Raw genomic sequence first — 26,168 nt, 5'->3', positions numbered from 1 at the left:
GCACGCGGAGGAAAGAGAGGCCATGGTCGAACTGTTGAAAATCAATCCCGCCGAAAATGCCGGCACCGAATTACCGCGCAATGTGGAGGCCGAAGCCGCGCTGCTGGGCGCGATCATGATCGACAACCGCATTGCCGAGGATGTGCAGCTCAAGATCAAGGCCGAACATTTTTTCGAGCCGCTGCACGGCCGCATCTACGACGCGATCATGCGCCTGCTGGACAAGGATATGATCGCCAATCCGGTGACGCTCAAGCCCATGTTGGACATGGACCCGGCGTTGAAGGAACTGGGCGGGGCGGGTTATCTGGCGCAACTCACCGGCAATGGCGCGGCGCTGATTGGCGCGCGCGACTTCGCGACCCAGATCTACGATCTGGCGCTGCTGCGGGAACTGGTCGCGGTCGGCCGCGAACTGGTGGAAAATGCGCTTGATACCAGCGAGTCGGTCAATCCGCGCGAGCAGATAGAGGCGGCCGAAGTCGCGCTCTACAAAGTGTCGGAGGGCGAGGGTGAGGGCGGTTCGGTCAAAAGCTTCCTCATGGCCTCCACCGCGGCGGTGCAGGTGGCGGAGCGCGCGCTCAACAGTGGCGGCCATGTGTCGGGGATCACCACCGGCATCAACAGCCTGAACGCCAAGATCGGTGGCCTGCACAATTCGGACTTGATGATCCTGGCCGGACGCCCAGGCATGGGCAAGACGTCGCTCGCGACCAACATCGCCTATAACGCCGCGTCCCGCTGGCTGCGCGACAATGCCGACGGCATCCCGGCGGAAAAGAATATGGGGGCCAAGACCGCCTTCTTCTCCCTGGAAATGTCGGCGGATCAGCTAGCGACCCGCGTTCTGGCCGAACAGTCGGGTATCAGCGGCGAAGCGCTGCGCATGGGTAAGATCAGCCGGGCCGACTTCCAGAATCTGTCCCGCGCCGCGCGGGAATTGCAGGAACTGCCGCTGTTCATCGATGATACGCCGGGCCTGACCATCGCCGCGCTACGTACCCGCGCGCGCCGGTTGAAGCGGCGGCACGATATCGGCTTCATCGTTGTGGACTATCTCCAACTGCTCCAGGGCACTGGCCGCGGCAACGAAAATCGCGTCAACGAAATTTCGGAAATTTCGCGCGGTTTGAAGACCTTGGCGAAGGAATTGCATGTCCCGGTGCTGGCGCTCTCGCAGCTCAGCCGTGCGGTGGAGCAGCGCGAAGACAAGCGGCCGCAGCTGTCGGACCTGCGTGAGTCCGGCTCGATCGAGCAGGACGCGGACATGGTCTGGTTCGTATTCCGCGAGGATTATTACGAAGCGGCCAAGGAGCCCAAGCCCGACGACGAGGCAGCCTACGCCACGTGGAAGGAGAATATGGAGCGCATTTACGGCCTGGCGGAGGTCATCATCGCCAAGCAGCGCCACGGCTCCACCGGCCGCATCCGCATGAAGTTCGATGCGAAAATCACGCGATTCTCGGACGTTGCGGACGATAGCTATCAGGATCTGAACTACGAATAGAGTTCGCTGACCGAAGATATCCGTGCGCTTCGAGCGAAGTCGAGAAGCGGCGAGCGCCGGCTTCCCGTTTCTCGACTACGCTCTAAACGAACGGGTAGTAGGATTAGGCCACCTTCGCCCGCGCGGCGACTCGCTTCTCCAGCATCGACAGCGGCATCGCGCCTTCCTCAAGGATGGCGTGGAACTGCTTGAGATCGAACGCCTTACCCTGCGCGGCCATGGCATCAGCGCGGGCCTTCGTCCAGACGCCATGCCCGACCTTGTAGCTGGTCGCCTGACCTGGCTGGGTACAATAGCGTTCAACCTCCCGCTGGCAGCGCGGGCGGGCGAAGCCGGTCTTCTCAACCATATAGTTGGTCGCCTTTTCGCGGCTCCAGCGCTTGGCATGGATGCCGGTATCGACCACCAGCCGCGCCGCGCGAAACAAGAAGGACTGGAGATAGCCTGCCCGGTCGAGTGGCGTCGCATAGCCGCCAAGCTCGTCAGCCAACTGCTCGGCATAGAGCGCCCAGCCCTCGCTGTAGGCGCTCATGAAGGCGGTCTTGCGCAGCATCGGAATATCGCCCGCCGTCTGTGCGGTCGAAATCTGGAGGTGATGGCCCGGCACACCCTCATGATAGGTCAGTGCCGGCAGGCCATATTTGGGCCAGTCACCGACATCCTTCAGGTTGATGAAATAGATGGCAGGGCGCGACCCATCGAGTGCGGCGCGATTATAATAGCCGTTGGACGCGCCATCCTGTATCTCGACGGGCACTGCGCGGATTTCCAAGGCTGTGTCAGGAATGGTGGTGAAGGCATTGGGAAGTTTGGCCTTCATCGCGTCGACATCGCGGTTGAGCTGCGTCAGCAGCGCCAATCGCCCTTCCGCGTTGTCGGCATAGAGCTGCGACGGCTCGGCATTGAGCGCGGCCAGCCGCTCGCCGATCGTGCCCTTGGCATAGCCCGCGTCTTTCAGGATGACGTCGAGCTGGGCGCTGATGTCGGCCACCTGCTCCAGCCCCATGGCGTGGATCTGGTCAGCGGACAGGTCCGTCGTGGTCGCGCTCTTGAGCGCTGCGGCGTAGATTTCGTCACCGCGCGGCGTGCGCCATACGCCATCGCCCGCAGCCGTCCCGCCTTTCAGCGCCTCTATCGCCGCGATCTGTTCGTCCAGTGCGGGATAGATGGATTTTTCTACCACGGCCGACGCCTGCGCCTGCCAGTCGCCTGTAATGCCCTTTGCCTCGGCGCGCTTGACCAGCGACTGCACCATGGAGCTTTCAGCGGCCGGTTGCCCACGCAGTTTCTTCATTTGGCCCAGGGTCAGGTCGAGCGACCAGCCCGGCGCCAGATAGCCGCGCGCCGCTTCGTCCCGCTGGAGCGCGGTGTCGGTGCGCAGGTTGCGGGCGAAAGCGTCGAGCCGCGCGATATAGGCATCGCAATCGGCCGCGACGTTGATGGTGTGGGCGGTGTTCAGGAAATCGGGCGTCGAAAAATAGCTGCCGCCCTGCTGGAAGATGCGATAGGGGCGCACCGCGCTGTTGAGGCCGAATTTGGCAGGCGCGACGGTCTGCTGGTCCAGCGCATAGAGGATGACGTCAAGGTTCAGTCGCTGCGCGTCGGACAAGCTCGCTCTCTTATAACTGTCCAGTTCCTTAATCGCGGCCTGGGTCGCGGCCAGCTTTTTCAGCATCGCCGACTTGCTATTGTCGTCTAGCTGGCTCTTCGCCCCCGCACGCGCGCCTTTGTCCAGGCCCAGGCTGGTGACGAAGCTAGGCGACATATCCAACTGCCGCTCGAAAATGGCGGCGAAAGCGGCCGACAGCCGTGCGTCATCGCTGCCCTGCGCAAAGGCGCGCGGGGCGGCGACAGTGAGCGCGACGGCGCCGGTGGAAAACAGAAAATCGCGACGGTCCATGGGATGCTCCCTTATCTCTCGATAAGGGAGACTTTTAAGCCGGCGAGGCGATCCGTCCAGAGGCTTGTAATAATGTTGCGTGCATTTTTCCCGCCGTGGGCAGCGTCGTCGCCGCTGGCGTCAGCAGATGCGCTTCGAGCAGGTCCAGGATATGGCTGTCCTCCTGCGCGTCGAATTTGCGCGCGAACAGGTCGGGGCTGAGCGTCAACCGCAGCGCGTCGCGGGTGACGAAGGTGCGGGGGCGCAGCTTGATGTCGCCATCGGGAATCCAGTCGATCGTGCGCAGATCGTCATTGGCCACCTTGCCGCCCGAAAAGGCGTTCATCATCAGCGTCTGGAAAAAGCCTTCATCGGCGATCAGCGTGCGGCGATAAAATTGCTTGAAGCGCCGCGCGGCAGGATCGTAGCAGGCAAAGGCGCAGAATGCGCGCGTCACCGCTTTCCACTGGGTGCCGATGTGAGGCGTGATTCCGGCCATCGGGCGGCGGCGCACGCCGGTCCGCACGATGCGGTTGAAGGCTTCGAGGAAATAATGGCTAAGCCTGTTCATCGTGTCGGGGCGGGCGGCCTGCTGCGGAACATTGCGGATGAACTCGGTGCCGTCATGGCTGGCCAGATAGTCGGCGATATAGGCCTGAGACTTGAGCGGGAAATCCTGACCGCTCAGGTTGATGAAATAGCGCCAGTCAGCGTTCATTTCCAGCAATTTGGCCATGCCGCGCAACTCGGCATCGACCAGGCTGTATCCGCCCCACAGCATCTTGCGCGATGGTAATAAGGCGACGTTAATATAGGGTTTGAGGAAGGCGGCGATGTCAGCCGTCATCTCAGATCCCGACCGTTGATCGACATGGATCAGATACTGGTTACCCGGCACATAAATGGCCTGGAACATGCGCTTGAACTGTTCTGGAAAGCGATGGACGAGGATGAGATAGGCGATCATGCAGGGCGTACTCCATCGGGCACGCATCAAGGTCGATCGACCGATGCGGTGCAGGTGTTTCCAGCCTTTTGGAAAATGATCGAACCCAGGTTCGACCGACACAAGGGGTGAGGTCGAAGCGAGGCCGCCCCGGTCCTATGCCGTGAGCGGCATATGGGGACGATAGAGTTTGATTGTTAGGGGGCGCTCGACTGAGGCAGCCCGACGGGCAAGTGTGTGGCCATGTAGGGGCTGGACACTCGCCGCCGTCAGAAGACCGGCTGGTTGGCCGGATCTTCGGGATCGATAACGGGTATCGGCGTCACCGGCGAATGGATGCCGCATTCCACCTTGTCCCATCCGCGCCAGCGGCCTGCGCGCGGGTCTTCCCCCGGCATCACCTTCGACGTGCAGGGTTCGCAACCGATCGACAGATAGCCTTGGGCTTCGAGCGGATGGCGGGGCAGATCATGCTCGGCGAAATAGGCCTCTAGGTCGGCCTTGTTCCAGTCGCCCAGCGGATTGAGTTTCAGCCGGCCATCTTCGACCTCGAACCGCGGCAGGTTCTGGCGCGTCACTGACTGGAACGCCTTGCGGCCGGAAATCCAGGCGTCCAGGCCGTCCTTGGCGCGCTTCATCGGCTCGACCTTGCGGATTTCGCAGCAGCCGTCCGGATCGTAGGACCAGCGCAGCCCCGTCCCGTCCTTGTTGGCGATGACATCGGCGATCGGCGTCACCGTGCGGCTGTCTGTAAAGCCCATCCGTTTGATAAGCGTGTCGCGATAGTTGAGTGTTTCCGCGAACATCTTGAGCGTATCGACGAAGATCACCGGGACGGTAGGATCGGCCTTTGCCACCAGATCGAGCAGCACTGCGCTTTCCGTGCCGAAGGAGGAGACGACGGCGACATTGCCGGCCAGCCCTTCTGCAAACACGGTCTTGAGCATGGTGATCGTGTCGATGCCCTCGAACCGCGCATTGAGCGCGTCGGCCTGCGCTTGGGTAAAGGCGGGGCGGGTGTCGATCAGGTCGATCTGGCGGGCAGGTTCAGCCACTGATTTTCTCCGGGTGCCGCTTGGCCCAAACCGGGGTGCGGCCATCGATCGCCTTCTGATAGACGTCGGCATAACGATGGAGCGCGCGGTCCACGGCGGCGTCGTCCAGCGGCTTGGCAGGATGGAAACTGTCGAAACCGCAACGGCGCATCGCGTTGATCTGATCGACCAGCACGTCACCCACGGCGCGCAATTCCCCTTGATAGCCCGATTCCCGCAGGATACGGGCCGCCGAATAGCCGCGCCCGTCGCCATAAGCGGGGAAGTTCACCTCGACCAGCGAGAGCCGGTCCAGATAGGGAAGCAATTCGCGCGCATCCTCGCCCGCTTCGATCCGCACCGCGGTCGAGTTGGACTGACCGGTGAAGGCTTCGACGGTGACCGAGGGTTCCTGCGTGGCGTCACCATCGCGGAAGGACAGGAACTCAACCATAGATTGCCTCCTTAAACGGCTTCATGCCAAGGCGGCGATAGGTGTCGAGGAAGCGTTCGCCGCTTTCACGCTGCGCTAGATAGAGGTCGGTGACCTTCTCGATCGCATCGACCACGCCATCCTCCGAAAAGCCCGGCCCGGTGATCTGGCCCAGCGAGGCGTCCTCCGCGCCCGAGCCGCCCAGCGACAATTGGAAATTCTCAACGCCGCGGCGATCGACGCCCAAGATGCCGATATGCCCGGCATGATGGTGGCCGCAGGCATTGATGCAGCCCGAAATCTTGAGCTTCAATTCACCCAGTTCGGCCTGACGCTCCGCCGCGGCAAAACGCTGCGCGATCTTCTGCGCCAGCGGAATCGACCGGGCATTGGCGAGTGCGCAATAGTCCAGGCCAGGGCAGGCGATGATGTCGGTGATGAGATCGAGATTCGCTTCGGCCAGCCCGGCTTCCTCCAGCTTCTGCCAGATGGCGTAGAGGTCCGCCTTCTTCACATGCGGCAGGACCAGGTTCTGCGCATGGGTGACGCGCAGTTCGTCGAGTGAATATTGCTCGGCAAGGCTGGCGACCAGTTCGATCTGCTCGGCCGACGCATCGCCGGGAATGCCGGTCAGCGGCTTCAGGCTGATATTGACGATCGCATAGCCGGGCGCCTTGTGCATCGCGACCTGACGATCGATCCACAAAGCGAAGGCGGGATCGCTGCGGTCGATCGCTTCGGACAGGCCGGCTTCGTATGTAGGCGGCGCGAAGAAGGCGCGGATGCGGTCCAGTTCCTCGACCGGCGGGTTGAGGCCAAGCGTCCGCATATGCGCAAACTCTTCCTCGACCTGGCGCTTATATTCCTCGACGCCGATCTCATGGACAAGGATCTTGATGCGCGCCTTGTACTTATTATCGCGGCGGCCATAGCGGTTATACACGCGCAGGCAGGCCTCCAGATAAGAAATGATCTCATCTTCCGGCACAAAGGCGTTGATAAGCGGTGCCACCATCGGCGTGCGACCCATGCCCCCGCCGGCATAGACTTCCGCGCCGATGGCGCCGTTCCGCTCCACCAGCTTCAAGCCAATGTCGTGCAGACGCATCGCCGCCCGATCATCGTCGCTGGCGATCACGCAAATCTTGAACTTGCGCGGCAGATAAGTGAATTCCGGGTGGAAGCTCGACCATTGGCGCAGCAATTCGGCCCAAGGGCGCGGGTCCGCCACCTCGTCGGCGGAAACGCCGGCATATTGGTCTGAACTGATGTTGCGGATGCAATTGCCTGACGTCTGGATGGCGTGCATCTCCACCGTGGCCAGTTCGGCCAGGATGTCGGGCGCGTCGGCCAGCTTGATCCAGTTATATTGCAGGTTCTGGCGCGTGGTGAAGTGGCCATAGCCCTTATCATATTTCGCCGCGATCTCGCCCAGCTTGCGCATCTGCCTGCCGCTGAGCGTGCCGTAGGGGATGGCGACGCGCAGCATATAGGCGTGGAGTTGCAGATACAGGCCGTTCATCAGCCGCAATGGCTTGAACTGGTCCTCGGTCAGCGCGCCGGTCAGGCGGCGCTGCACCTGGTCGCGAAATTCCTCGACGCGGGCGTCGACGATGGACTGGTCGTAGCTGTCATAGCGATACATGGTTCAGATCACCCAGTTGCCGGCATCGGCGTCGTTCGGTTTCAGCATCAGGTCGGGACGCACGGTCGGGCCGAGCGCGCGAATGCGGTCCTTGATATGGGCCGGGCGCACGCCATCGTCAGAGACAGTCGCGTCGATCACATAGGCACCAACCACACGCAGAGCGGCTTCCTCGGTCCGGGCAAGGTCGTCGCCGCGTTCGCCCACATCGGCGCTGTCGCCGACCTGGCGCGACCAGCCGTCGCCCGCCCACCAGATGACGTCGCCACTCACAAGATCGTTGCCGGTCAATATTTTCACGAACGCATCTCCGAAATACTCTCCCCTTTGGCCGTCCAGTCCGCCAGCACATCGTGCGCCAGCGCATGGGCCGCCACGTCGCCGACTACGATCAGCGCCGGACTTTTGACCTGTTCGCGCGCCACCATGTCGCCCAGGTCGGCGAGCAGGGTGCGCAGCGTCCGCATATCGGCGCGCGTGCCATTTTCCAGCACAGCGACCGGGATCGCAGGGGACACGCCGTCCGCCATCAACTTGTCGGCGATCGCAGTGGCGGTGGCGACACCCATATAGATGACGAGCGTGCGGCCTTTGCCCGCCAGGCCCGACCAGTCCTGATCGGTCAATCCCTTGCACTGGCCAGCGACGAAAGTGACCGCGCTCGACGCATCGCGATGGGTCAGTGGCAATTGCGCCGTCGCGGCGCTGCCGATTGCGGCACTGATGCCGGGCACAACCGCGACCGGCACGCCAGCGGCGCGGCAGGCATCGACTTCCTCGCCACCTCGGCCGAAGATGAACGGATCGCCGCCCTTCAGGCGCACGACGCTGCGGCCTTCGCACGCCAGGTCCACCAGCAGCGCGTTGATCGCTTCCTGCGGCATGGAATGGCGGCTGCGCTGCTTGGCGACGGAGATCAGTTCTGCGTCCGGCGATGCCAGCGCCAGAATAGCGTCCGACACCAGCCCGTCATGGACGATGACGTCGGCCTGCGCGATCAGGCGCGCGGCCTTGATGGTCAGCAGGTCCGGATCGCCCGGTCCCGCGCCTACCAAATATACTGTCGAAGATGCTGTATCAGCCATGTTGGGCAGATGGCGAAAGCGCCGCCAAAGTTCAATTCAGAATGGGTATGGCGGGGACTAGGAAATGTTTTGCCCTTATGGCCATCAATCGCCCATGGCGCTCACATCGATGTCCTTGAGGCCGACGCCGATCGAGGCGCGCGGCGTTTCGATTTCCGCCGATACGACCGGATAGGCGCAATAATCGGCGGCATAATAGGCGCTGGGCCGGTGGTTGCCGGAAATGCCCGTGCCGCCGAAGGGTGCGGAGGAGGAGGCGCCGTTGGTCGGCCTGTTCCAGTTGACCACGCCGGCGCGGACATTGGCCCAGAACTGGTTATATTGTTCGGGCGATCCGCCGATCAGCGATGCGGAAAGGCCATAGCGGGTGTTGTTGGCCTCCGCGATCGCATCGCCGAAATCCGCAACGCGGATGACCTGGAGCAGCGGGCCGAACAATTCTACATCCGGCCGCTCCTTCATGGCGGTAACGTCAATGATCGCGGGGCTAAGGAAGGGCAGGCCCTTATGCGGCCGCACCATATGCTTGATCGGCCTGCCACCATTGCTCATCAGATAGAGGAAGCTCTCGGTCAGCCCGTCCGCGGTCGGATTGTCGATCACAGGGCCCATATAGGGGGTAGGATCGGCATGGGGATGATCCACGATCAGCCGGTCGGCCAGCTTCTTGACCTCCGCGATCAGCCGGTCGGCGATGCTGTCGCGCACGATCAGGCGGCTTGCGGCGGTGCAGCGCTGGCCGCTGCTTATGAACGCCGATTGCACCACCAGCGTCGCGGCGGCGTTGATTTCCGGCGTGTCCCACACGATGATCGGGTTATTCCCGCCCATTTCCAGCGCCAATATCTTCGACGGCTGCGCGGCATATTGGCGGTTGATCGCGATGCCGGTCTGGGCCGATCCGGTGAAGAGGATGCCGCCGACATCGGGATGAGCGCCAAGCGCTTTGCCTACATCCGGGCCGCCGAGCAGCAGGCGGATCGCATCCACCGGCACCCCCGCCTCATGATATAGCTTGACCAGCATCTCGCCCACCGCAGGCGTCTTTTCCGACGGCTTGAACACCACCGCGTTCCCGGCCAGCAGGGCCGGGATGATATGGCCGTTAGGCAAGTGCGCAGGGAAATTATACGGGCCAAGCACCGCCATCACGCCATGGGGCTTGTGCCGCACTGACTGGCGCGCGCCCAGCGCCGCTTCCAGCCGGCGCTGTCCGGTGCGTTCGGAATAGGCGGCGACACTGACATCCACCTTGCCCATCACCGCTTGCACTTCGTTGCGGGCGTCCCATAACGGCTTGCCGGTTTCGCGCGCGATCAGGTCCGCCAGCGCATCTTCCTGCCGCCGCACGACATTGACGAAGCGGCGCAGCGTTTCGATGCGATAGGCGATGGGTTGCGCCGCCCATTTGGGCCAAGCGGCGCGGGCGCGTGAAACCTCTGCATCGACGTCGCCCGTCTCGCCCTGCCAGAGCAGAGCGCCGGTGGCGGGTTCGTGGGATGTAAGCGGCGCGACCATTTGGAGCGGGTATGACCGAAATTGGTTAAGGAAAGAAGAGGGATGCGCCCTCAACTTGTCGCACTCAGGCAGGAGGGCTGGGCGCGTCGCCAAGCGCCTCCCCCATCCGCCGGATCGCCGCGACTTTGGCGTGGAGGGGCGTCCAGTCGTCATCCTTGTCGATGGCGCTCCAGATCGCCTCCACCTCCTCGATAGGCATGGAGCAGGGCGCTTCGTCCGACCAATAGGGATGCGCCTTCGCGCCGGGAACAGCGGTGAAAGCCGTGATCGCCTCGCAAAATGGCGCCCAGGCGGCATCGCCGTAGTTTGCGCCATCCCGCGCGATGCCGCCGCGCCAGTCATGGAAAAAGCGATCAATGGGTGTGCCGGTCGTTATCATGCCCCGCACGGCCGCCTCGATCATTGCGCCCGGCTCTGCACCCTCTACACCCAGCCGCCAGCAGAAACGCCGCTGCATGGCGTCGCCATAGACTGCCGGGAATCGCTCCAGCTGCTCGATCAGCGCCGGCGCCTCCACAAGCGGACGGAGGGATACGGCCAGCTGCGCGACATCCCAATGTATGGCTTCGGCTTGGCGGCCGAAGGCGTAAAGCCCCTGATGATCGAAATAGGCGGCGGTGAAACTGGCGTCCCACAATGGGGTGAAGCGCCAGGGGCCGTAATCAAAACTCTCGCCCGTCACATTGATATTGTCGCTGTTGAGCACGCCATGCACGAACCCCGCGACCATATAGCTGGCCGCGAGGTCGGCGGTGCGTTCGACCACCCGACCCAGCAATTGCGCGGGCGGATTGTCGCCTGGTGTTTCGCCATAGAGGCGGGTGAGGGCATAGTTGGTCAGCTTTTCCAGCAGCGCCTTGTCGTCATGAAAGGCCGCGCGCTGGAACGATCCGATGCGGATGTGGGAATGGCTGAGGCGTATCATCGCCGCGCCGCGGGTGGGGGAAGGTTCATCGTTCCGCTCCAACGCCTCGCCCGTCTCGATAATCGAAAAGGTCTTGGAGGTGTTGACGCCCAGCGCCTCCAGCATCTCGGTCGCCAATATCTCGCGCACGCCGCCTTTCAAAGTCAGGCGGCCGTCGCCAAAGCGGCTATAGGGTGTCTGGCCCGATCCCTTGGTGCCCAGGTCGAGCAACCGGCCGGCTCCATCGCGCAATTGCGCGAAAAGGAATCCGCGTCCATCGCCGATGTCGGGATTATAATGGCGGAACTGATGACCATGATAGCGCAGCGCCAATGGGCGGGGCAGGCTGCCCTCCAGCGGCACGAAACGGCCGAAATGCGCGATCCATTCCGCGTCACTCAAGCCGTCCAGCCCTACAGAGGCGGCGGCCCGATCGTTGCGGTAACGCAGGATCGTCTGCGGAAAGTTCGCCGCCGCCACCGGATCGCCGATGTCGGGCATCAGCGTGTCGATTTCGGTGGCGGGGCGATATTTGGCGGCTTGCGACGTGTGGTTCATAAGGCAATATGGGGGCAGGTCACCTGAAGGATCAAGTTTGAGCGGCTATAGCGATGGATATTGGTGGTCGCCCGACGGGTTGCGGCTCCATTATCGGGATTATCCTGCCAACAGGGCTGGGGCCGATGACGGTCGTCCGCCCTTGCTCTGCCTGCCGGGGCTGACCCGCAATGCCCGCGATTTCGAACCGCTCGCCCGCAGGCTGGCTGGCGAGTGGCGTTTGATCTGCCCGGACATGCGCGGCCGCGCCGAAAGCGCCTATGCCAAGGACGCGATGACCTATGTCCCGCTGACCTACTTGCAGGATATCAGCCGCTTGCTGGCCGATCTCGCCATCACCCGCTTCGTCGCGGTCGGCACGTCACTGGGCGGCGTCATCACCATGTTGATCGCCGCGACCCACAAGGAGTGGCTGGCCGGCGCACTGCTCAATGATGTCGGTCCGGTGTTGGACGAAGGCGGACTGGCGCGCATCCGATCCTATGTCGGGGTCAACCAGTCGCATCCCACCTGGGTCCATGCGGCCCGCGCGCTGGCGGAAGCCAATGCGGATGTCTTTCCCAATTATGATCTGGAACAATGGCTGGCCATGACCAAGCGGCTTTATCGCTTGAACAGCGGAGGGCGCGTGGTGCTGGACTATGACATGAAGATCGCCGAACCAATCCGCGCCATGGGCAGCGAGGCGGGCGTCGATATGTGGCCGGTGATGCAGGCGTTCCGGGGCATCCCGACCCTGTTGCTACGCGGCGAACGATCCGACCTGCTGAGTGAAGCCACGGCGCAGCGCATGGCGGACGGGATCGGCGACAGCGTCGAACTGACGACCGTGCCGGACGTCGGCCATGCCCCGGCGCTGGACGAACCAGAGAGCATCGCCGCGATCGACCGGCTTTTAGCCCGCGTCCTGCATGGTTGAGCGGCCGCATATTCTCCATGTCCATGGCAGCTTCACCCTGGGCGGCAAGGAAGCACGTGCCGTGCGGTTGATGAACATCTGGGGCGACAAGGCGCGGCACAGCATCGTCAGTGCCGATCCCGCAGCCATGGGCGCGCGGGATGCGATCGAACCGGGAATCGATGTCGATTTCCCAGACGGGCCATCTTTCGCGGGCAAGCCTGGGCTGGCTCGCTACAGGGGCATTACCGCCTTCCTCAAGCGATTCGACCTGGTGCTGACCTATAATTGGGGATCGATGGATGCGGTCATGGCGCATCGGCTGGCGGGCGCATCGGCCGGCCTGCCGCCGCTGATCCATCATGAGGACGGGTTCAACGCCGACGAAACCGTGCGGCTGAAGACCAAGCGCAACCTGTTTCGTCGCGTTGCGCTGCAACGCGCGCATGGGATGGTGGTGCCGTCGGTGCGGCTTGAAGGTATAGCGCGCTCCGTGTGGAAGCAGTCGTCGGGCAAGGTGCATCTGATCCGCAACGGCATCGACGTCGCCCGCTATGCCGCGCCGCCTGCGGCGGACGCCATACCCGGTCTCGTCCGTACACCAGGTAAGTTGCTGGTCGGCACGCTGGCGGGGTTGCGGCCGGTTAAGAATATCCCGCGCCTCGTCCGCGCTGTGGCCGCGCACAAGGATCGGCTGCAACTGGTGGTGGTCGGCGAGGGGCCAGAGCGCGACGCGATCCTGGCCCAGGCCGCAGCGCTTGGCCTGGACGACATTCATATGGCCGGGTTCATGGACCGCCCGTGGCGCTTCATTGGCCTGTTCGATATTTTTGCTTTGTCGTCCGACAGCGAGCAATTCCCGATCTCGCTGGTGGAGGCGATGGCGGCGGGCGTCCCTGCCGCGTCCATGGATGTTGGCGACGTCGCCAACATGGTCGCCCCGGCAAACCGGCCCTTCGTTGTGCCTGACGAACAGGGGCTGGCGCACGCGTTGGGGACGCTGGCTGGCGATGCTGATCTGCGCGCCCGACTGGGCGCCGCCAACCGCGTCCGTGCGACGCGGGATTATGCCGAAGCCGACATGGTAAACGCTTATGCACGCCTGTACGGGGAGGCTCTGGCCAGCCCCACGATTTTGCGCTAGGGCGCGCGAAATTCGTCATAGACAGCCAAAGCTGCTATAGGGTCGCTTTTAACCCGGTCGAGGGGCCGGGCCGTTTGTGCAGGAGATGTCGTTGTTCAAGGGGTTGAAGCCTATCGTCTATGGCGGCCGTGAAGTCTGGCCGATAGTCGAGGGTGGCAAAGGCGTTGCCGTGTCCAACCATGCCAGTTCCGGCGCCTGGGCCGCCGCCGGCGGCATCGGCACCGTTTCAGCGGTCAATGCCGACAGCTATGACAGTTTCGGCAACGTCATCCCCCAGATATATCACGGCCGCACTCGCCGCGATCGCCATGAGGAACTGGTCGCCTATGCCATTGACGGCGCGGTCGAACAGGTAAAGCGCGCCTATGAGATCGCCGGGGGCAAGGGCGCGATCAACATCAACGTGCTGTGGGAAATGGGCGGTGCGCAGCGCATCCTGCACGGCGTTCTGGAAAAGACCAGGGGCATGGTGGCGGGCGTTACCTGCGGCGCAGGCATGCCCTACAAGCTGTCCGAGATCGCGGCGTCCTACAATGTCAGCTACCTCCCCATCGTGTCTTCCGGCCGCGCTTTCCGCGCGCTGTGGAAGCGCGCTTATTCCAAGGCGTCGGAATGGCTGGCGGCGGTGGTCTATGAAGATCCCTGGCTCGCGGGTGGCCATAACGGCCTGTCCAACGCCGAAGACCCTAAGGTGCCGCAAGACCCCTATCCCCGCGTCAAGGCGCTGCGCGATACGATGCGCGAAGGCGGCATTTCGGACGATGTGCCGATCGTGATGGCGGGCGGCGTCTGGGCGCTCAAGGACTGGAACGACTGGATCGACAATCCTGAACTGGGGGCGATCATGTTCCAGTTCGGTACCCGGCCGCTGCTGACGCAGGAAAGCCCGATTCCACAGGAATGGAAAGACCGGCTGACCCAGCTTAATCCCGGCGACATATTGCTGCATAAATTCTCGCCGACCGGATTTTACAGCTCGGCGGTGCGCAACCCTTTCCTGCGCCAGCTGGAAGCGCGGTCGGAACGGCAGATACCGTTCAGCACCGAACAGGCGGGCGACCATACCCACCAGCTCGACGTGGGCGTGAAGGGCAAGAATTTCTGGGTTACGCTGGGCGACCTCAACCGCGCGCGCGAATGGGTGGGGCAGGGCTTCGCCGCAGCGCTCAAGACGCCAGACAATACGCTGGTGTTTGTGGGCGAAGAGGAAAAGAACGTCATCCGCAAGGATCAGACGGACTGTATGGGCTGCCTTAGCCAATGTTCCTTCTCGTCCTGGATGGACAGCGAAACCAACTCGACCGGCCGCCTGGCCGATCCGCGCAGCTTCTGCATTCAAAAGGCGTTGCAGGAGGCGGTGCATGGCGGCGACCTCGACCAGAATCTGATCTTTGCGGGCCATGGCGCCTATAAGTTCAAGCAGGACCCCTTCTATTCCAACGGTTTCGTGCCGACCGTGAAGCAACTGGTCGACCGTATCCTGACCGGCGATTGATGGCGTCGGGGATGATCGGGGATATGCAGGGTCTGGCGGTGCTGCGGTATGACACGCCGCATTTCGATATCGTGCAGCCGGGACAATTCGTGCTCTGCGCTGTTTCCGGCGCGCGAATAGATCTGGAAGACCTGAAATATTGGAGCGCCGAGTTCCAGGAAGCCTATCGCGGACCGGCGGAGGCGACTCGGTCCTTCCTCCAGCATCGCGGGCCGGACTTTAGGTAGATAACGATCGTTAAAGCGGCAGGCTTTGGCACTCGCAGGCGGGTTCGACCTACTGCAACCCGTTTCAAGGGGCAGTGAACGTCGGTTCAGCGACATAACAGGGCTGTTGATCGCAACTTTGCTGTTCCGATACGGTGAAAAATGCTGTAATCCTTTCAAAGAGACGACGCAGATCGTCCCACATGGAAGGATGTTTTTCTGATGTCTCGTATCGACGTCTTTGGTGATCGTATTTGCATCGTGTCGAGCCTGCTGATTGTGGGTTGGTTCCTCTACAGCACGATCTTCTGATCCCTGCGCGGGCACGCTCGCTTGTTGGCGCGCTGCATTGCGGTCAGCCGTATCAGCGGTCAGCCGTATTAACAGATATGTCTTCGCGCGCCTGCGCGCCGGCGCATGACATATGCGCCCTGCGATCCTGCATTTGGAGCCGATATGTTCAGCCACATCATGGTGGGTGCCAACGACACCGCGGCGTCCAAGACCTTCTATGACGCCACATTCCGGGCGATCGGAGCAAAGCCAGGCTTTTACGACGACATGGGTCGTGTCATTTATATGCATGACAATGCCCTGTTCCTGTTGACCAAGCCGATCGACGGCGCGTCGGCCTGCCACGCCAATGGGGACACCATCGGCTTCGCCATGGCCTCGCCCGAACAGGCGGACGCCTGGCACGCGGCGGGTATGGCAGCAGGCGGCATCGCATGCGAAGATCCGCCGGGGGTGCGTGAAGGTGGCTTTGGTAAGCTCTATCTTGCCTATTTGCGCGATCCAGCGGGCAACAAACTGTGCGGGCTGCATCGCATCGGCTGATCCGGCTCCGGCTGTGTTCGGGTTGCACGGCCAAGCCGGACTGGCCGCACCCCAAGCAAAGCTATTTCGACTTTCTCAACCGAATCGATAGATAGAGTCGCGAGCGTGATGCTCCGCGGCTTTTGAAGGATGTCAGCTTGCTCCGCGTCAACAACGGCTAAAGCGCACGGTGCCGAAGCGACGACGCCAGGTTTCGTGTTCCCTTGCTTTGAGGAGAAGACGATGACTCGCACAACCACACGCCCCCGCCAGACCCATCGTACCCCGACGGACGGCCATGTCTATCTGCCCCATTCGTCCTGGGCCCGCGTCGAACGCAAATCGACCACGACCCCTGCGATCGCGCCGGATGATTTCTGGGCACGGCTGGGGCTTTGATTCCACGCCGTCTGGAAAGCTGTGAATTGAGTTGCCCGCGCCGCCCGGCTGTCCCGTCGATGGTGCGGGCAATTGTCTCAAACGGTCAAGCCGTTGACTGGCACGGCCGTTACACCGCCAGCTTCAAAACTGGCGATGGGATAGGCACAATAGTCGGCGGCGTAATAGGCGCTGGGGCGGTGATTGCCCGATGCGCCCAAGCCGCCAAAGGGCATGTTGCCCGCGGCACCTGTGGTCGGCCGGTTGCGGTTGACCACGCCGGCGCGGCTTTCCTCGACCACGCGCTGCCATAGCGCTTCGTCCTGCGAGATGAGTCCGGCGGACAGGCCGAAGCTGGTGGCGTTGGCGGCGGCGATCGCGGCGTCGAAGTCGGGCACGCGGATGACCGTGAGCACCGGTGCGAAAATCTCGGCATCGGGCGCGTCGACCCCGGTCAGGTCGAGCAGGGCGGGCGTGACGAAGGCGGCGCTGCGGCCTTGGACGCCTTCAAAGGCGCGAATGATTCGCCCGCCGCGCGCGATCAGGTCGCTGACGGCGCGATGTGATGCGGCGGCGGCCTGGTCCGACACCAGTGGTCCCATGAAGGCGTCGCCCGGCTCGTTCCAAGCGGCGATCGGGAGTTGTGCGGCGAGTGTCGCAGTCGCCTCCACGATCGCGTCGCCGACCCCGCCTTCCGGCACGATCAGGCGGCGGGCGCAGGAACAGCGCTGGCCGGTGGTGATGAAAGCGGAATTGACGATGATCGAGGCGGCGGCGTCCGGGCTGTCCCAGGCGATCAGCGGATTATTGCCCCCCAGTTCCAATGCCATGATGACATGCGGCCGATCGACCAGCGCCCGGCGCAGCGCCGCACCGGCGCCCGCCGATCCGGTAAAGAGCAAGCCGTCGATATCGCCAGTCACCAGTGCCTCGCCGGTGGCGCGGCCGCCCTGAACCACGGTCAACAGCCCATCGGGCAGGCCCGCCGCCGCCCAGGCGTCTGCCATCGCTGCGCCGGTGGCGGGAGCGATCTCGGATGGCTTGAACACCACCGCATTGCCAGCGATCAGGGCCGGGACGATATGGCCGTTGGGCAGGTGGCCGGGGAAATTATAGGGGCCAAGCACTGCCATCACGCCATGACCGCGATGGCGCAGCACTGCGCGGCCGAAGGGCGTGTCGGCGGCGCGCTCGCCGGTGCGTTCGGCATGGGCCTTGATCGACACATCGACCTTGGCGATCATCGACCCGATTTCGGCGTCGCTTTCCCAAAGCAGCTTGCCCGTCTCGCGCGAGATGAGTTCGGCCAGCGCCGCGCGCCTTTCCCCCAGCACCTGCGCATAGCGGCGGGCAATGGCGATGCGGTCGTCTTGCCGAAGGGCGCGCCAGGCGGGCAGGGCGGCGCGGGCGGTGGCGATGGCGCGGTGGCAATCGTCGGCGCTCGCGACCGGGCCTTCCCAGACCAGTTCGCGTGACGCAGGATCGAAGGATTGAAGCATCGGGCTCACCGTGCCGCGCTTTCTTGCGCACTCGTCATCGCGAATATGCCGGTGGCGTTGCCGGTGTCGAAAGCAAGGTCGAGCCTGCCGGTTGCAGGGTCGATATCGCGGCTGATAAATTCGTAGAAGGAGCCGGGCACCTGCCGCAATTCCCCGTCGGCGAAGAGCCGTTCGACGCCGTCGGCGCGGAAGGCGGTCTGGCGCACCCGGCCGGTCGCAGAGACCTCCAGCTTGGCCTTCATCGGGCGATCCTCTGCTTTGAGCCGCTCGGCAAGGGCGGCGACATCGGCCACCCGGTCGGTGGCATGGTTGAAGCCGTTACCCTCCGTCGCGATCCAGGCGGCCTCGTTGGAGCGGGACAGAAGCAGTTGATAATCGGCGAAATCGGGCGCGTCATGCTGCCGGTCGAAGGCGGAGAGGATGACTGGTAACGCGGCGATTGCGTCAACGAGTTGGACAGCTTCTCCGGCTTCATAGCGCGCCAGCACGGCCTTCGCCTGATCGTCCAGCGGATCGCGCGACGTGCCGAAGACGCGGGCCGCGGCCTCGACAAATTCTGGGTCGAACCGATCGACATGCAGTTCTGACAGGAAGAATTGCGGGATGGCTTCGGGGAAGTCGATATGGCGGTAGGCGCGGCCCGTCATCTTCAGCCGGTCGAGTGGATAGATGGCCGCCATCGCATAACCCAAAGGCAGGAAGATGCGGGTGAAGGCGTCCTCGCCGCCGGGCAGGGCGCCGGTCGGGCCATTGGGGAAGCGGATCGAGCGCAGCGCGCCATGGTCGAACACCACCTTGCCGCCGCGCGCCAATGTGTCGGTGACATAGGCGTCGCCGCTCGGCACTCGGCGCAGCAGGTCGGCAAACAGGGCGACGTTCAGCGCCATGGCGAAGGTGGCGCGCGACACGGTGTCGCCCCGCTGCGCCAGCAGGGCGGGATCAATCGCCAGCCTGTCCAGCGTTTGGCGGCCGGCCTCTTCGCCCAGGGTCGCAACGACCAATGTCTCTATGCTGCCCATATTCTCAATCGACATGACATGCTCCGGGATGACAGCGCGCTTATGCCAGGATAGGCAGGATATTCAAAATGGCGACCTGTCATTTGTTGATGCGAGTTTGGAATGAATGGATCGCGCAAATATCTGCCGCCAATGCAGGCGCTGACCGCGTTCGAGGCGGCGGTGCGCCATGGCGGCTTTTCGCGTGCGGGTGAGGAGATCGGCCTGACCCAGAGCGCGGTCAGCCGCCAGATTGCGCAGTTGGAGGATTGGTTGCAGACGCCTTTGTTCGACCGCATCGGGCGGCGGGTGCGGTTGAACGAAGCGGGGCGGGCCTATGCCGACGAGCTGTTGCCCGCGCTTGACGTCATCCGCCGCGCAACGGCGCGCGCCTCTGCACGGCCGTCGCAAACCGCGCTGCGGGTCGCGACGCTGCCCAGCTTCGGGATGCGCTGGCTCGCGCCGCGCCTGCCGCAACTCACCGCGCGCCATCCCGATCTGGTGATCGACTTCGCCGCCCGCTCGCAACCCTTCGACTTCGGGCATGAGGATTTCGATGCAGCTGTCCATTTTGGTGTCGCAGCGGATTGGCCCGGCGTCGCGATGGACTTTCTGTTCCGCGAGGAAGCGGTGCCGGTCTGCGCCCCGGCCTGGCTCGCCGCGCACCCCTTACGCGAACCGGCCGACCTGCTGCGCGCGCCGCTGCTTAGCCAAACGTCGCGACGCGACGCGTGGACGCGTTGGCTGACGGCGGCGGGGGTGGATGCGTCGGCGCTCGCGCCGCGGGCGGCCTATGAGCATTTCCTGATGCTGGCGCAGGCCTGTGCAGCTGGAGGCGGCGTGGCGCTGATCCCCAGTTTCCTGATCCAGCCGGAACTGGAGGCTGGGACGCTGGTCATCCCCTTCGCCCGGCCGCTGTCGAGCGAGCAGGCCTATTATCTGGTCTATCCGACCGGCGCGCTGGGGGCCGGGCCACTGGCTCAGTTTCGCGACTGGATGGTGGAGCAGGCGCGGGGCGCCTGAACCCTCAATTCTTCTTGGGCATGCAGTCCGCACCGGCGGCCTTGATCGCGCCGCACAGGCGCGCGGCGTCGGTGCCGCTGGCGAGCGGCCCGGCCTGGAGCCGGGTCACGGCACCGGCTTTCACCAGATAGGGTTGATAGGCGGACAGGCCGCTGACCTTGCGGCTGAGCTGGCTCCAAAGCGCACGGGCGCGGCCTTCCTCGCCGAACGCGCCGAGCTGCACGCGCCAACCGCCCGAAGCGGCGGAAACGGGCGCCGTGGCGGGGGGACGCGCGGGCGTAGGCGCTGCTTTCGGCTTGGCGACCGCGACTTGCGGAGCGGGCTTGGGCGGCGCGGGTGCTGGCGCGGGCTGGCGGGGCGTCGATGGCGGCAATTGCGTCGTGCGGACAGCCGACGGGCTGCTGCGCGGCGGTGGTGGAGCCGCTTGCGCCAGGGTGACGTTCTTGTCGCCCTTTTCTAGGTTGGCGGCGAGGGCGAGGCCCTGCTTGCGCTGGTCTTCGGGGATATATTTGTCCATCTGCTCCAGGCTGGTGGTCGCCTGGGGCAGACCGGATGCGGAGGCGCGGGTCATCAGCGCATAGGCGCGCACCCAATCCTTGGGCAGCGTGTCGCCGTTGAACAGGGCGGTGCCGACGATATATTGCGCGCGCTGCTCGCCGCGCATCGATGCGCGTTGCAGATAGGGCATGGCGCCGGTGCGGTCGCCCTGCTGAAACATCAGCAGACCCAGATTATCTTCGGCCCGCAAATGCCCCTGCGTCGCCGCCTTGCGATACCAGTCGATCGCGATGTTAAGGTCGGGCTGGACGCCGCGGCCCAGCTTATAGGCCTGGGCCAGGTTGAACTGCGCGTCGGGATCGCCCGATTGCGCCAGCGGCCGCCACTCGGCGATCGCCTTGGCGTAATCGCCCTGCTGCCAGGCATCGACCCCGGTCTTTACATCCGCCAGCGCAGGCAGTGCGACGCCCAGCATCGCGACCAGCGCCGCCGTTCCCCAGATATGCTTCATGTGCACAGGCTCCAGTGCGAAAATCGTCATGGGCAACTGCAATGGCCAAACAAGGTTAAAGCTCTGTTAGCGCAACGGCAAGATGCTGACAGCAACTTAACCATGGCACCGCGGGGCCATCAAGTTTCGCAGGCAGTTAACCAAATTTTAGCGCCGCCTGTGGCAATCCGACCCGGAACTGGATTTTCGGGGGGTATGCGTGCGGATATTGGCATTGGCATCGCAAAAGGGCGGATCGGGCAAGACCACCTTGTCGGGCCATCTGGCCGTGCAGGCGCAGCGTGCCGGTGCCGGCCCGGTCGTGCTGATCGACATCGATCCGCAAGGGTCGCTGGCTGATTGGTGGAACGAGCGCGAGGCCGAATTTCCCGCCTTTGCCCAGACCACCGTCGCGCGCCTGGCCGCCGACCTCGAAATCCTGCGCCAGCAGGGTTTCAAACTGGCCGTGATCGATACGCCGCCGGCCATTACCATGGCGATCCAGAGCGTGATTTCTGTCGCCGAGCTGATCGTCGTGCCGACCCGGCCCAGCCCGCATGATCTGCGCGCCGTGGGCGCAACCGTCGACCTGTGCGAACGGGCCGGCAAGCCGCTGATCTTCGTCGTCAACGCCGCGACACCCAAGGCGCGCATCACGTCCGAAGCCGCCGTCGCGCTGTCGCAGCATGGCACGGTCGCGCCGGTGACGCTGCATCACCGCACCGATTTCGCCGCATCCATGATCGACGGCCGCACCGTGATGGAGGTCGATCCCAAGGGGCGCTCTGCTGGTGAGGTGGAGGCGCTCTGGTCCTATGTGTCGGATCGGCTGGAGAAGAATTTCCGCCGCACGGTCTTTTCCGTGCCCCAGGGCAGCGTCGGCACGATCGCCAGCCGCCCATCGAGCGGGGGTTTCGGCCGCCGCGTGATCGGCCAGTAAGGGGAGCCAGGACCATGGCCGAACCCAAACCGCTCGCTTCGCTGACATCGGGTCTTCTGGCCCGCAAGGGCGCTGCTCAGCCGGCGATGCGTCGCCCGATGCTGGGCTTTGGTCGCGCGTCGAACGCTGCGGTACAGCAAGACGATCTAGGCTGGAACGACATGGGTTTCGATGTCGAGCCGGTGCATGAACCGATCGAGGAACCGGTAGCGCCGATCGGCCTGACACCTATGGCGCCGGTCGTGCCCGTCCCGCCCGTAGTGGCGGAGCGCAAGGTTCTGGCCAAGCGGCTGGCGGGCAAGAGCGCGCCGGTTACAGCTATCGCCCGCAATCGGAAGGCGGCTTTTACGCTGCGCCTCGACGCCGAACGGCATCTCAAGTTGCGGCTGGCCTGCGCGATTACGGGCCAGTCGGCCCAGCAGATCGTGACGCGCGCGCTGGACGATCTTCTCAATGACCTGCCGGAAATCGACCGGCTGACTCAGCAGCTGCCGCATATGCGCGACGGCCAGTGCATGAAGGGTGGGTAATTTTATGAAACGCACGACATTCGGAAAGGCGGCACTGTCATCCCTGCTGGTCGCCACGACCATGGTCGGTTGCACCGGCGCGGCGTTCCGCCCGTCGGCGTCGGCCGTCCAGCAGAAGGGCGATCCGGGCAAGCTGGCCATCGCCGCGGAAAAGGCGCTGGCCGACCGGGACGGCGCAAAGGCGGTGGAAGCCGCAGAAGCCGCGGTGCAGCTTGCGCCGCAGAACCCGGCCTATCGCCAGATTTTGGGCCGCGCCTATGTGCTGGCCGGCCGATTCGCATCAGCTGAAACGGCGCTGAGCGACGCGATGACGCTGGGCAACAGCGACGCCAGCACGATCGTCAGCCTGGCGCTGGTGCAGGTGGCGCAGGGCCGTGGCGACGCCGCGCGCAGCCTGCTGGTCGCCAATGCCGGCACTGTGCCGGCGGGCGACTATGGCCTGGCGATGGCGATGGCGGGCGATCCGTCCGAAGGCGTCCGCATCCTGTCCGAAGCCATCCATGATCCGTCCGCCACCGTGCGCACGCGCCAGAACCTGGCCTATGCCTATGCGCTGGCCGGTCGCTGGAAGGATGCGCGCATGATCGTGGGCATGGACATGGCGCCCTTGGCCGCGAACAAGCGTATCTCCGATTGGGCGCAGATCGCCGAGCCGTCATTGGCGCCGATGCGCGTTGCCGCGCTGATGGGGGTTACGATCAACGGCACTGACGCCGGCCAGCCGGTCGCCCTGGCGCTGGCGCCTGCCGCCGCGCCGGTCGACATGGCGCAGGCTGCGCCTGACGTAGCGCCTTTGCCTGACCCCCAGCCCGAAGCGCCCGTCCAGGTGGCGGACGCTGCGCCCGCGCCGCAGCCGGTGGTCGAGGCCGCGCCTGTCATCAAGGCCGAACGCGCCCCGGTGCGCGTCGCCGCCCGCGATTTCATCGTCGAGGATCGCAACGCCAAGCCGGTTCAGCCCAGGGGCCACACCGCAAAGGCGCAACCCGCCGTCGTCGCGCCGATCGCGCGGGTGCAGCAGGCCGCCTTCATCAAGCCGGTCGCCAACGGCGCCAGCAACTGGGTCGTCCAACTGGGCGCGTATGACAATGCCGCGATCGCTAAGGAAAAATGGATGAGCATGGCAGGCCGTAGCAGCACGCTTGCCGCCTTCCCGGTGCTCACCAGCCAGGCGACGGTCAAGGGCAAGCCCTATTATCGCCTCGCTATCAGTGGCTTTGGCAGCCGGGCGGACGCCATGACGGCGTGCCGGACGATCCGCGCGAAGAGCGGCCAGTGTTTCGCGCGTGAAGGCGCGCCAGGCGCGACGCCGCAGCGTTGGGCCATCGCCTCCAAGGGCCGTCAATACGCATCACGCTGAACCTCCCCCAAGCGTCACCTTGAACGCGCGAGGCCCACCGGCTTCGCGCGTTTTTTCTTAGGGGCGGCGCAACGGCGAACGATCCAGAATAAAGATGTTGGAGATATTGGAAAAAATGGCTCCCCGAGTAGGATTCGAACCTACGGCCATTCGATTAACAGTCGAATGCTCTACCGCTGAGCTATCGGGGAACGACCGGCTTTCGCTGGGCAGGCCGCGCCTATGCATCGACTGATTTGAAATGGCAAGGGCTTCCCGTTCGCCCGATCTCAAAAATATGGATCATAGGAAAAGCACGGAATAGCTTCATCCGCAGGTCGCGAAACACGCTAACTAAAATGACGGAGGCCAGGCCGTAGCGGCTGGAAAATGTGGCTCCCCGAGTAGGATTCGAACCTACGGCCATTCGATTAACAGTCGAATGCTCTACCGCTGAGCTATCGGGGAGCAACCCGCTTCCGCTGGGCAGGCCGCGCCTATAGCAGCGGCTTTCCCGCCATGGCAAGCAGCAAATGACGGAAATTTATGCGATGAATTGTTCCGCGGCGATGCGGTCGTCCAGCGTATGCTCGGGGTCGAACAACAAGGTCAGCGGGGTGGCGCGGTCGATGCCGACTTCCACCTGCGCGACGTCGCGCACTTCGCGCTGGTCGGCCACGGCGCTGACCGGGCGCTTGACCGGGTCCAGCACGGTGAAGCGGATAATGGTATTTTCCGGCAAGATCGCGCCGCGCCAGCGACGCGGGCGGAATGGGCTGATCGGGGTCAGCGCCATCAATGCGGACCCCAGCGGCAGGATGGGGCCATGGGCGGACAGATTATAGGCTGTGGACCCGGCCGGGGTCGCGACCAGCACGCCGTCGCACACCAGTTCGGGCAGGACGGCGCGGCCGTTGACCTGCACCTCCAGCTTGGCGGTCTGGCGGGTTTCGCGCAGCAGCGAGACTTCGTTGATCGCGGGTATGGAGAAACGCTCGCCATCGACCGTATCGACCGTCATGCGCAGCGGATTGACCTTGAAGCTCTTGGCCTTTTCCAGCCGCTGGTCGAGCCGTTCCAGCCGCCATTCGTTCATCAGGAAACCGACCGTGCCCAGATTCATGCCGAAGATGGGCACGATCCGGCGGGCCTCCAGCATCGAATGGAGCGTCTGAAGCATGAAGCCGTCGCCGCCCAGCGCAATAATCATGTCGGCCTGCTCGAAGGGCACGAAGTCATAGGCGGCGCGCAGCCGCTCCTCCGCTGCCCGTGCGGCTTGTGTGGGGGACGCGACCAGCGCGCGCCGTGGCTCGCTGCTCATCCGCCGGTGACGCTCATATGACGACGCGTGGCCGCGCCTTCGCCCGCGCCGATGCGGAAGTCGTGCGCGGCCGGCTTCAACCGCAGCGCCCTGTCGATCAGTGGCTCAACGGCGGGCAGGCCGCCCTCGCGCAGGGCCGCCTTGAAATCGACATGGTCCTCATGGCCCAGGCACATGAAGATCTTGCCCTCGCACGTCATGCGGATGCGATTGCAGTCGGCGCAGAAATTCTGAGTTAGCGGCGTGATGAGGCCGAGCTTAATGCCCATCCCCTGGACCGCATGATAGCGCGCCGGGCCGCCGGTGCGGTGGGAGAGGGGGGTGAGGGCATAATCAGCACGGATCAGGTCGGCGACGTGCGTCAGCGGCAGATAATGATCGGTGCGATCCTCGCCGGTGTCGCCCAGCGGCATGGTTTCGATCAGGGTCAGGTCGAAACCCTCCTCCCCGCACCAGCGCAGCATCGACAGGATTTCATCGTCATTAACGCCCTTGAGCGCCACCATGTTGATCTTGACAGCCAGGCCCGCCGCACGCGCCGCGGCCAGTCCGGTGAAAACTTGATCGATCTTGCCGCCGCGGGTCACATGGGCGAAGCGTTCGGGATCGCGACTGTCCAGGCTGACGTTGATCCGCCGCACGCCCGCATCCGCCAGCATCTCCGCATGCTCGGCCAGCCGGGTGCCGTTGGTGGTAAGGGTCAGTTCCTCCAGCCCCGCGCCGATATGGCGCCCCATCCGGCGGACCAGATCGCCTATATCGCGCCGCACCAATGGCTCGCCGCCAGTCAGGCGGATCTTGGTGATGCCGCGCGCAATGAACAGATCCGCCAGCAGCGCGATCTCCTCCAGCGTCAACACCTGATCCTTGGGCAAGAACTGCATTTTTTCCGCCATGCAATAACGGCAGCGCAGGTCGCAGCGGTCGGTCACCGAAATGCGCAGATAGCTGATCCGGCGGCCAAGACCGTCGGTCATCATAGTACGTGCGGGATCGGCCATGACCATGCCGACTAGCTAGGCGATGGGCAGGACCGGTGCAAGCGTCGCCGCTCAAAGCCTTACGAAGTTGCAGGCCGGGCAAGAGG

Annotated in this window: 25 protein-coding genes and 2 tRNA genes; 11 read left to right on the top strand and 16 right to left on the bottom strand. The window is 64.0% G+C overall.

Going from position 1 to position 26,168, the window contains the following annotated elements; translation table 11 throughout:
- Positions 1 to 22 precede the first annotated feature (22 nt).
- Positions 23 to 1,507: a replicative DNA helicase gene (locus tag CEQ44_RS15965; protein WP_088184636.1), complete on the top strand. Its 1,485-nt coding sequence runs from the start codon at positions 23 to 25 to the stop codon at positions 1,505 to 1,507.
- Positions 1,508 to 1,610: 103 nt separating this feature from the next.
- Here the strand turns inward: CEQ44_RS15965 and CEQ44_RS15960 are convergent, their stop codons facing one another.
- From CEQ44_RS15960 to CEQ44_RS15920, 9 genes are all read right to left on the bottom strand, one after another.
- Entirely contained in the window at positions 1,611 to 3,407 is a 1,797-nt protein-coding gene (locus CEQ44_RS15960; protein WP_088184635.1) for a DUF885 family protein, read from the bottom strand.
- Between the two features lie 34 nt (positions 3,408 to 3,441).
- Positions 3,442 to 4,353: a beta-1,6-N-acetylglucosaminyltransferase gene (locus CEQ44_RS15955; protein WP_088184634.1), complete on the bottom strand. Its 912-nt coding sequence runs from the start codon at positions 4,351 to 4,353 to the stop codon at positions 3,442 to 3,444.
- Between the two features lie 248 nt (positions 4,354 to 4,601).
- Positions 4,602 to 5,387 (bottom strand): phosphoadenylyl-sulfate reductase, encoded by a 786-nt coding sequence (locus tag CEQ44_RS15950; RefSeq protein ID WP_088184633.1) that lies wholly within the window; start codon positions 5,385 to 5,387, stop codon positions 4,602 to 4,604.
- Entirely contained in the window at positions 5,380 to 5,820 is a 441-nt protein-coding gene (locus tag CEQ44_RS15945) for a DUF934 domain-containing protein (RefSeq protein ID WP_088184632.1), read from the bottom strand. The genes CEQ44_RS15950 and CEQ44_RS15945 overlap by 8 nt, the downstream gene beginning before the upstream one ends.
- Positions 5,813 to 7,444, bottom strand: a complete 1,632-nt coding sequence (locus tag CEQ44_RS15940; RefSeq protein WP_088184631.1) for a nitrite/sulfite reductase — start codon at positions 7,442 to 7,444, stop codon at positions 5,813 to 5,815. The genes CEQ44_RS15945 and CEQ44_RS15940 overlap by 8 nt, the downstream gene beginning before the upstream one ends.
- Positions 7,445 to 7,447: 3 nt before the next feature.
- Positions 7,448 to 7,744, bottom strand: coding sequence for a DUF2849 domain-containing protein (locus tag CEQ44_RS15935; RefSeq protein ID WP_088184630.1), 297 nt, complete (start codon positions 7,742 to 7,744; stop codon positions 7,448 to 7,450).
- A complete protein-coding gene (gene cobA, locus CEQ44_RS15930; protein ID WP_088184629.1) occupies positions 7,741 to 8,529 on the bottom strand; it encodes a uroporphyrinogen-III C-methyltransferase in 789 nt (262 codons plus the stop codon). The genes CEQ44_RS15935 and cobA overlap by 4 nt, the downstream gene beginning before the upstream one ends.
- Before the next feature lie 84 nt (positions 8,530 to 8,613).
- A complete protein-coding gene (astD, locus tag CEQ44_RS15925) occupies positions 8,614 to 10,047 on the bottom strand; it encodes a succinylglutamate-semialdehyde dehydrogenase (RefSeq protein ID WP_088184628.1) in 1,434 nt (477 codons plus the stop codon).
- A 64-nt stretch (positions 10,048 to 10,111) separates the two neighbouring features.
- On the bottom strand, positions 10,112 to 11,509 hold the full coding sequence (locus CEQ44_RS15920) for a protein adenylyltransferase SelO family protein (protein WP_088184627.1): 1,398 nt from the start codon (positions 11,507 to 11,509) through the stop codon (positions 10,112 to 10,114).
- Between the two features lie 37 nt (positions 11,510 to 11,546).
- Between CEQ44_RS15920 and CEQ44_RS15915 the strand changes: the two genes are divergently transcribed.
- The 6 genes from CEQ44_RS15915 (at position 11,547) to CEQ44_RS24510 (ending at position 16,467) form a co-directional block, all read left to right on the top strand.
- The gene (locus CEQ44_RS15915) at positions 11,547 to 12,428 is read left to right on the top strand and encodes an alpha/beta fold hydrolase (RefSeq protein WP_088184626.1); all 882 of its coding nucleotides are present in this window, start codon (positions 11,547 to 11,549) and stop codon (positions 12,426 to 12,428) included.
- Positions 12,421 to 13,551, top strand: a complete 1,131-nt coding sequence (locus CEQ44_RS15910) for a glycosyltransferase (RefSeq protein WP_088184625.1) — start codon at positions 12,421 to 12,423, stop codon at positions 13,549 to 13,551. Before CEQ44_RS15915 ends, CEQ44_RS15910 begins: the two co-directional genes overlap by 8 nt.
- Positions 13,552 to 13,642: 91 nt before the next feature.
- Entirely contained in the window at positions 13,643 to 15,046 is a 1,404-nt protein-coding gene (locus CEQ44_RS15905) for a nitronate monooxygenase family protein (protein ID WP_088184690.1), read from the top strand.
- Positions 15,047 to 15,057: 11 nt separating this feature from the next.
- Positions 15,058 to 15,273: a DUF2093 domain-containing protein gene (locus tag CEQ44_RS15900; RefSeq protein WP_088184689.1), complete on the top strand. Its 216-nt coding sequence runs from the start codon at positions 15,058 to 15,060 to the stop codon at positions 15,271 to 15,273.
- Between the two features lie 435 nt (positions 15,274 to 15,708).
- On the top strand, positions 15,709 to 16,089 hold the full coding sequence (locus tag CEQ44_RS15895; RefSeq protein WP_088184688.1) for a VOC family protein: 381 nt from the start codon (positions 15,709 to 15,711) through the stop codon (positions 16,087 to 16,089).
- A 222-nt stretch (positions 16,090 to 16,311) separates the two neighbouring features.
- Positions 16,312 to 16,467, top strand: a complete 156-nt coding sequence (locus CEQ44_RS24510; protein WP_176400356.1) for a hypothetical protein — start codon at positions 16,312 to 16,314, stop codon at positions 16,465 to 16,467.
- A gap of 77 nt (positions 16,468 to 16,544) precedes the next feature.
- Here the strand turns inward: CEQ44_RS24510 and astD (CEQ44_RS15890) are convergent, their stop codons facing one another.
- Positions 16,545 to 17,945 (bottom strand): succinylglutamate-semialdehyde dehydrogenase, encoded by a 1,401-nt coding sequence (astD, locus tag CEQ44_RS15890; protein WP_088184624.1) that lies wholly within the window; start codon positions 17,943 to 17,945, stop codon positions 16,545 to 16,547.
- A gap of 5 nt (positions 17,946 to 17,950) precedes the next feature.
- Entirely contained in the window at positions 17,951 to 18,979 is a 1,029-nt protein-coding gene (locus CEQ44_RS15885) for a DUF1338 domain-containing protein (RefSeq protein ID WP_088184623.1), read from the bottom strand.
- A gap of 87 nt (positions 18,980 to 19,066) precedes the next feature.
- On the opposite strand from CEQ44_RS15885, the gene gcvA reads away from it, so the two are divergent.
- Positions 19,067 to 19,966 carry a transcriptional regulator GcvA gene (gene gcvA / locus CEQ44_RS15880; protein ID WP_088184622.1) on the top strand — a complete coding sequence of 300 codons (900 nt, stop codon included), beginning with the start codon at positions 19,067 to 19,069 and terminating at the stop codon, positions 19,964 to 19,966.
- A gap of 4 nt (positions 19,967 to 19,970) precedes the next feature.
- Here gcvA and CEQ44_RS15875 read toward each other — a convergent pair whose 3' ends face one another.
- Positions 19,971 to 20,975 carry an SPOR domain-containing protein gene (locus CEQ44_RS15875; protein WP_088184687.1) on the bottom strand — a complete coding sequence of 335 codons (1,005 nt, stop codon included), beginning with the start codon at positions 20,973 to 20,975 and terminating at the stop codon, positions 19,971 to 19,973.
- A gap of 199 nt (positions 20,976 to 21,174) precedes the next feature.
- Here CEQ44_RS15875 and CEQ44_RS15870 point away from each other — a divergent pair, with 199 nt between their 5' ends.
- The 3 genes from CEQ44_RS15870 to CEQ44_RS15860 are packed head-to-tail and all read left to right on the top strand — an operon-like array spanning position 21,175 to position 23,781.
- On the top strand, positions 21,175 to 21,894 hold the full coding sequence (locus CEQ44_RS15870; RefSeq protein ID WP_088184621.1) for a ParA family protein: 720 nt from the start codon (positions 21,175 to 21,177) through the stop codon (positions 21,892 to 21,894).
- Between the two features lie 14 nt (positions 21,895 to 21,908).
- Positions 21,909 to 22,424, top strand: a complete 516-nt coding sequence (locus tag CEQ44_RS15865) for a hypothetical protein (protein ID WP_088184620.1) — start codon at positions 21,909 to 21,911, stop codon at positions 22,422 to 22,424.
- Positions 22,425 to 22,428: 4 nt separating this feature from the next.
- Complete coding sequence (locus CEQ44_RS15860) at positions 22,429 to 23,781, top strand: SPOR domain-containing protein (protein ID WP_088184619.1); 1,353 nt, start codon at positions 22,429 to 22,431, stop codon at positions 23,779 to 23,781.
- Positions 23,782 to 23,897: 116 nt separating this feature from the next.
- Here the strand turns inward: CEQ44_RS15860 and CEQ44_RS15855 are convergent.
- The 4 genes from CEQ44_RS15855 to moaA all read right to left on the bottom strand — a co-directional run bounded on the left by CEQ44_RS15855 (position 23,898) and on the right by moaA (position 26,088).
- Positions 23,898 to 23,972, bottom strand: a tRNA-Asn gene (locus CEQ44_RS15855).
- Between the two features lie 181 nt (positions 23,973 to 24,153).
- Positions 24,154 to 24,228, bottom strand: a tRNA-Asn gene (locus CEQ44_RS15850).
- A gap of 76 nt (positions 24,229 to 24,304) precedes the next feature.
- Positions 24,305 to 25,081 carry an NAD kinase gene (locus CEQ44_RS15845; RefSeq protein WP_088184618.1) on the bottom strand — a complete coding sequence of 259 codons (777 nt, stop codon included), beginning with the start codon at positions 25,079 to 25,081 and terminating at the stop codon, positions 24,305 to 24,307.
- Positions 25,078 to 26,088 (bottom strand): GTP 3',8-cyclase MoaA, encoded by a 1,011-nt coding sequence (gene moaA / locus CEQ44_RS15840; protein WP_088184617.1) that lies wholly within the window; start codon positions 26,086 to 26,088, stop codon positions 25,078 to 25,080. Before moaA ends, CEQ44_RS15845 begins: the two co-directional genes overlap by 4 nt.
- Positions 26,089 to 26,168 lie beyond the last annotated feature (80 nt).

This window comes from Sphingobium sp. Z007 (genome assembly GCF_900013425.1).
GTDB lineage: Bacteria > Pseudomonadota > Alphaproteobacteria > Sphingomonadales > Sphingomonadaceae > Sphingobium.
The sequence above is the reverse complement of the archived record's forward strand: the minus strand, read 5'-3'. Positions and strand labels throughout refer to the sequence as shown.

Excerpts from the sequence above, each read along its gene's own strand:
- CEQ44_RS15895 (WP_088184688.1), top strand. The coding sequence starts at position 15,709 with ATGTTCAGCCACATCATGGTGGGTGCCAACGACACCGCGGCGTCCAAG.
- CEQ44_RS15955 (WP_088184634.1), bottom strand. The coding sequence starts at position 4,353 with ATGATCGCCTATCTCATCCTCGTCCATCGCTTTCCAGAACAGTTCAAG.
- CEQ44_RS15965 (WP_088184636.1), top strand. The coding sequence starts at position 23 with ATGGTCGAACTGTTGAAAATCAATCCCGCCGAAAATGCCGGCACCGAA.
- astD (WP_088184628.1), bottom strand. The coding sequence starts at position 10,047 with ATGGTCGCGCCGCTTACATCCCACGAACCCGCCACCGGCGCTCTGCTC.
- CEQ44_RS15900 (WP_088184689.1), top strand. The coding sequence starts at position 15,058 with ATGATCGGGGATATGCAGGGTCTGGCGGTGCTGCGGTATGACACGCCG.
- astD (WP_088184624.1), bottom strand. The coding sequence starts at position 17,945 with ATGCTTCAATCCTTCGATCCTGCGTCACGCGAACTGGTCTGGGAAGGC.
- CEQ44_RS15960 (WP_088184635.1), bottom strand. The coding sequence starts at position 3,407 with ATGGACCGTCGCGATTTTCTGTTTTCCACCGGCGCCGTCGCGCTCACT.
- gcvA (WP_088184622.1), top strand. The coding sequence starts at position 19,067 with ATGAATGGATCGCGCAAATATCTGCCGCCAATGCAGGCGCTGACCGCG.
- CEQ44_RS15860 (WP_088184619.1), top strand. The coding sequence starts at position 22,429 with ATGAAACGCACGACATTCGGAAAGGCGGCACTGTCATCCCTGCTGGTC.
- cobA (WP_088184629.1), bottom strand. The coding sequence starts at position 8,529 with ATGGCTGATACAGCATCTTCGACAGTATATTTGGTAGGCGCGGGACCG.
- CEQ44_RS15920 (WP_088184627.1), bottom strand. The coding sequence starts at position 11,509 with ATGAACCACACGTCGCAAGCCGCCAAATATCGCCCCGCCACCGAAATC.
- CEQ44_RS15885 (WP_088184623.1), bottom strand. The coding sequence starts at position 18,979 with ATGTCGATTGAGAATATGGGCAGCATAGAGACATTGGTCGTTGCGACC.
- CEQ44_RS15875 (WP_088184687.1), bottom strand. The coding sequence starts at position 20,975 with ATGAAGCATATCTGGGGAACGGCGGCGCTGGTCGCGATGCTGGGCGTC.
- CEQ44_RS15945 (WP_088184632.1), bottom strand. The coding sequence starts at position 5,820 with ATGGTTGAGTTCCTGTCCTTCCGCGATGGTGACGCCACGCAGGAACCC.
- CEQ44_RS24510 (WP_176400356.1), top strand. The coding sequence starts at position 16,312 with ATGACTCGCACAACCACACGCCCCCGCCAGACCCATCGTACCCCGACG.
- CEQ44_RS15910 (WP_088184625.1), top strand. The coding sequence starts at position 12,421 with ATGGTTGAGCGGCCGCATATTCTCCATGTCCATGGCAGCTTCACCCTG.
- moaA (WP_088184617.1), bottom strand. The coding sequence starts at position 26,088 with ATGGTCATGGCCGATCCCGCACGTACTATGATGACCGACGGTCTTGGC.
- CEQ44_RS15865 (WP_088184620.1), top strand. The coding sequence starts at position 21,909 with ATGGCCGAACCCAAACCGCTCGCTTCGCTGACATCGGGTCTTCTGGCC.
- CEQ44_RS15940 (WP_088184631.1), bottom strand. The coding sequence starts at position 7,444 with ATGTATCGCTATGACAGCTACGACCAGTCCATCGTCGACGCCCGCGTC.
- CEQ44_RS15845 (WP_088184618.1), bottom strand. The coding sequence starts at position 25,081 with ATGAGCAGCGAGCCACGGCGCGCGCTGGTCGCGTCCCCCACACAAGCC.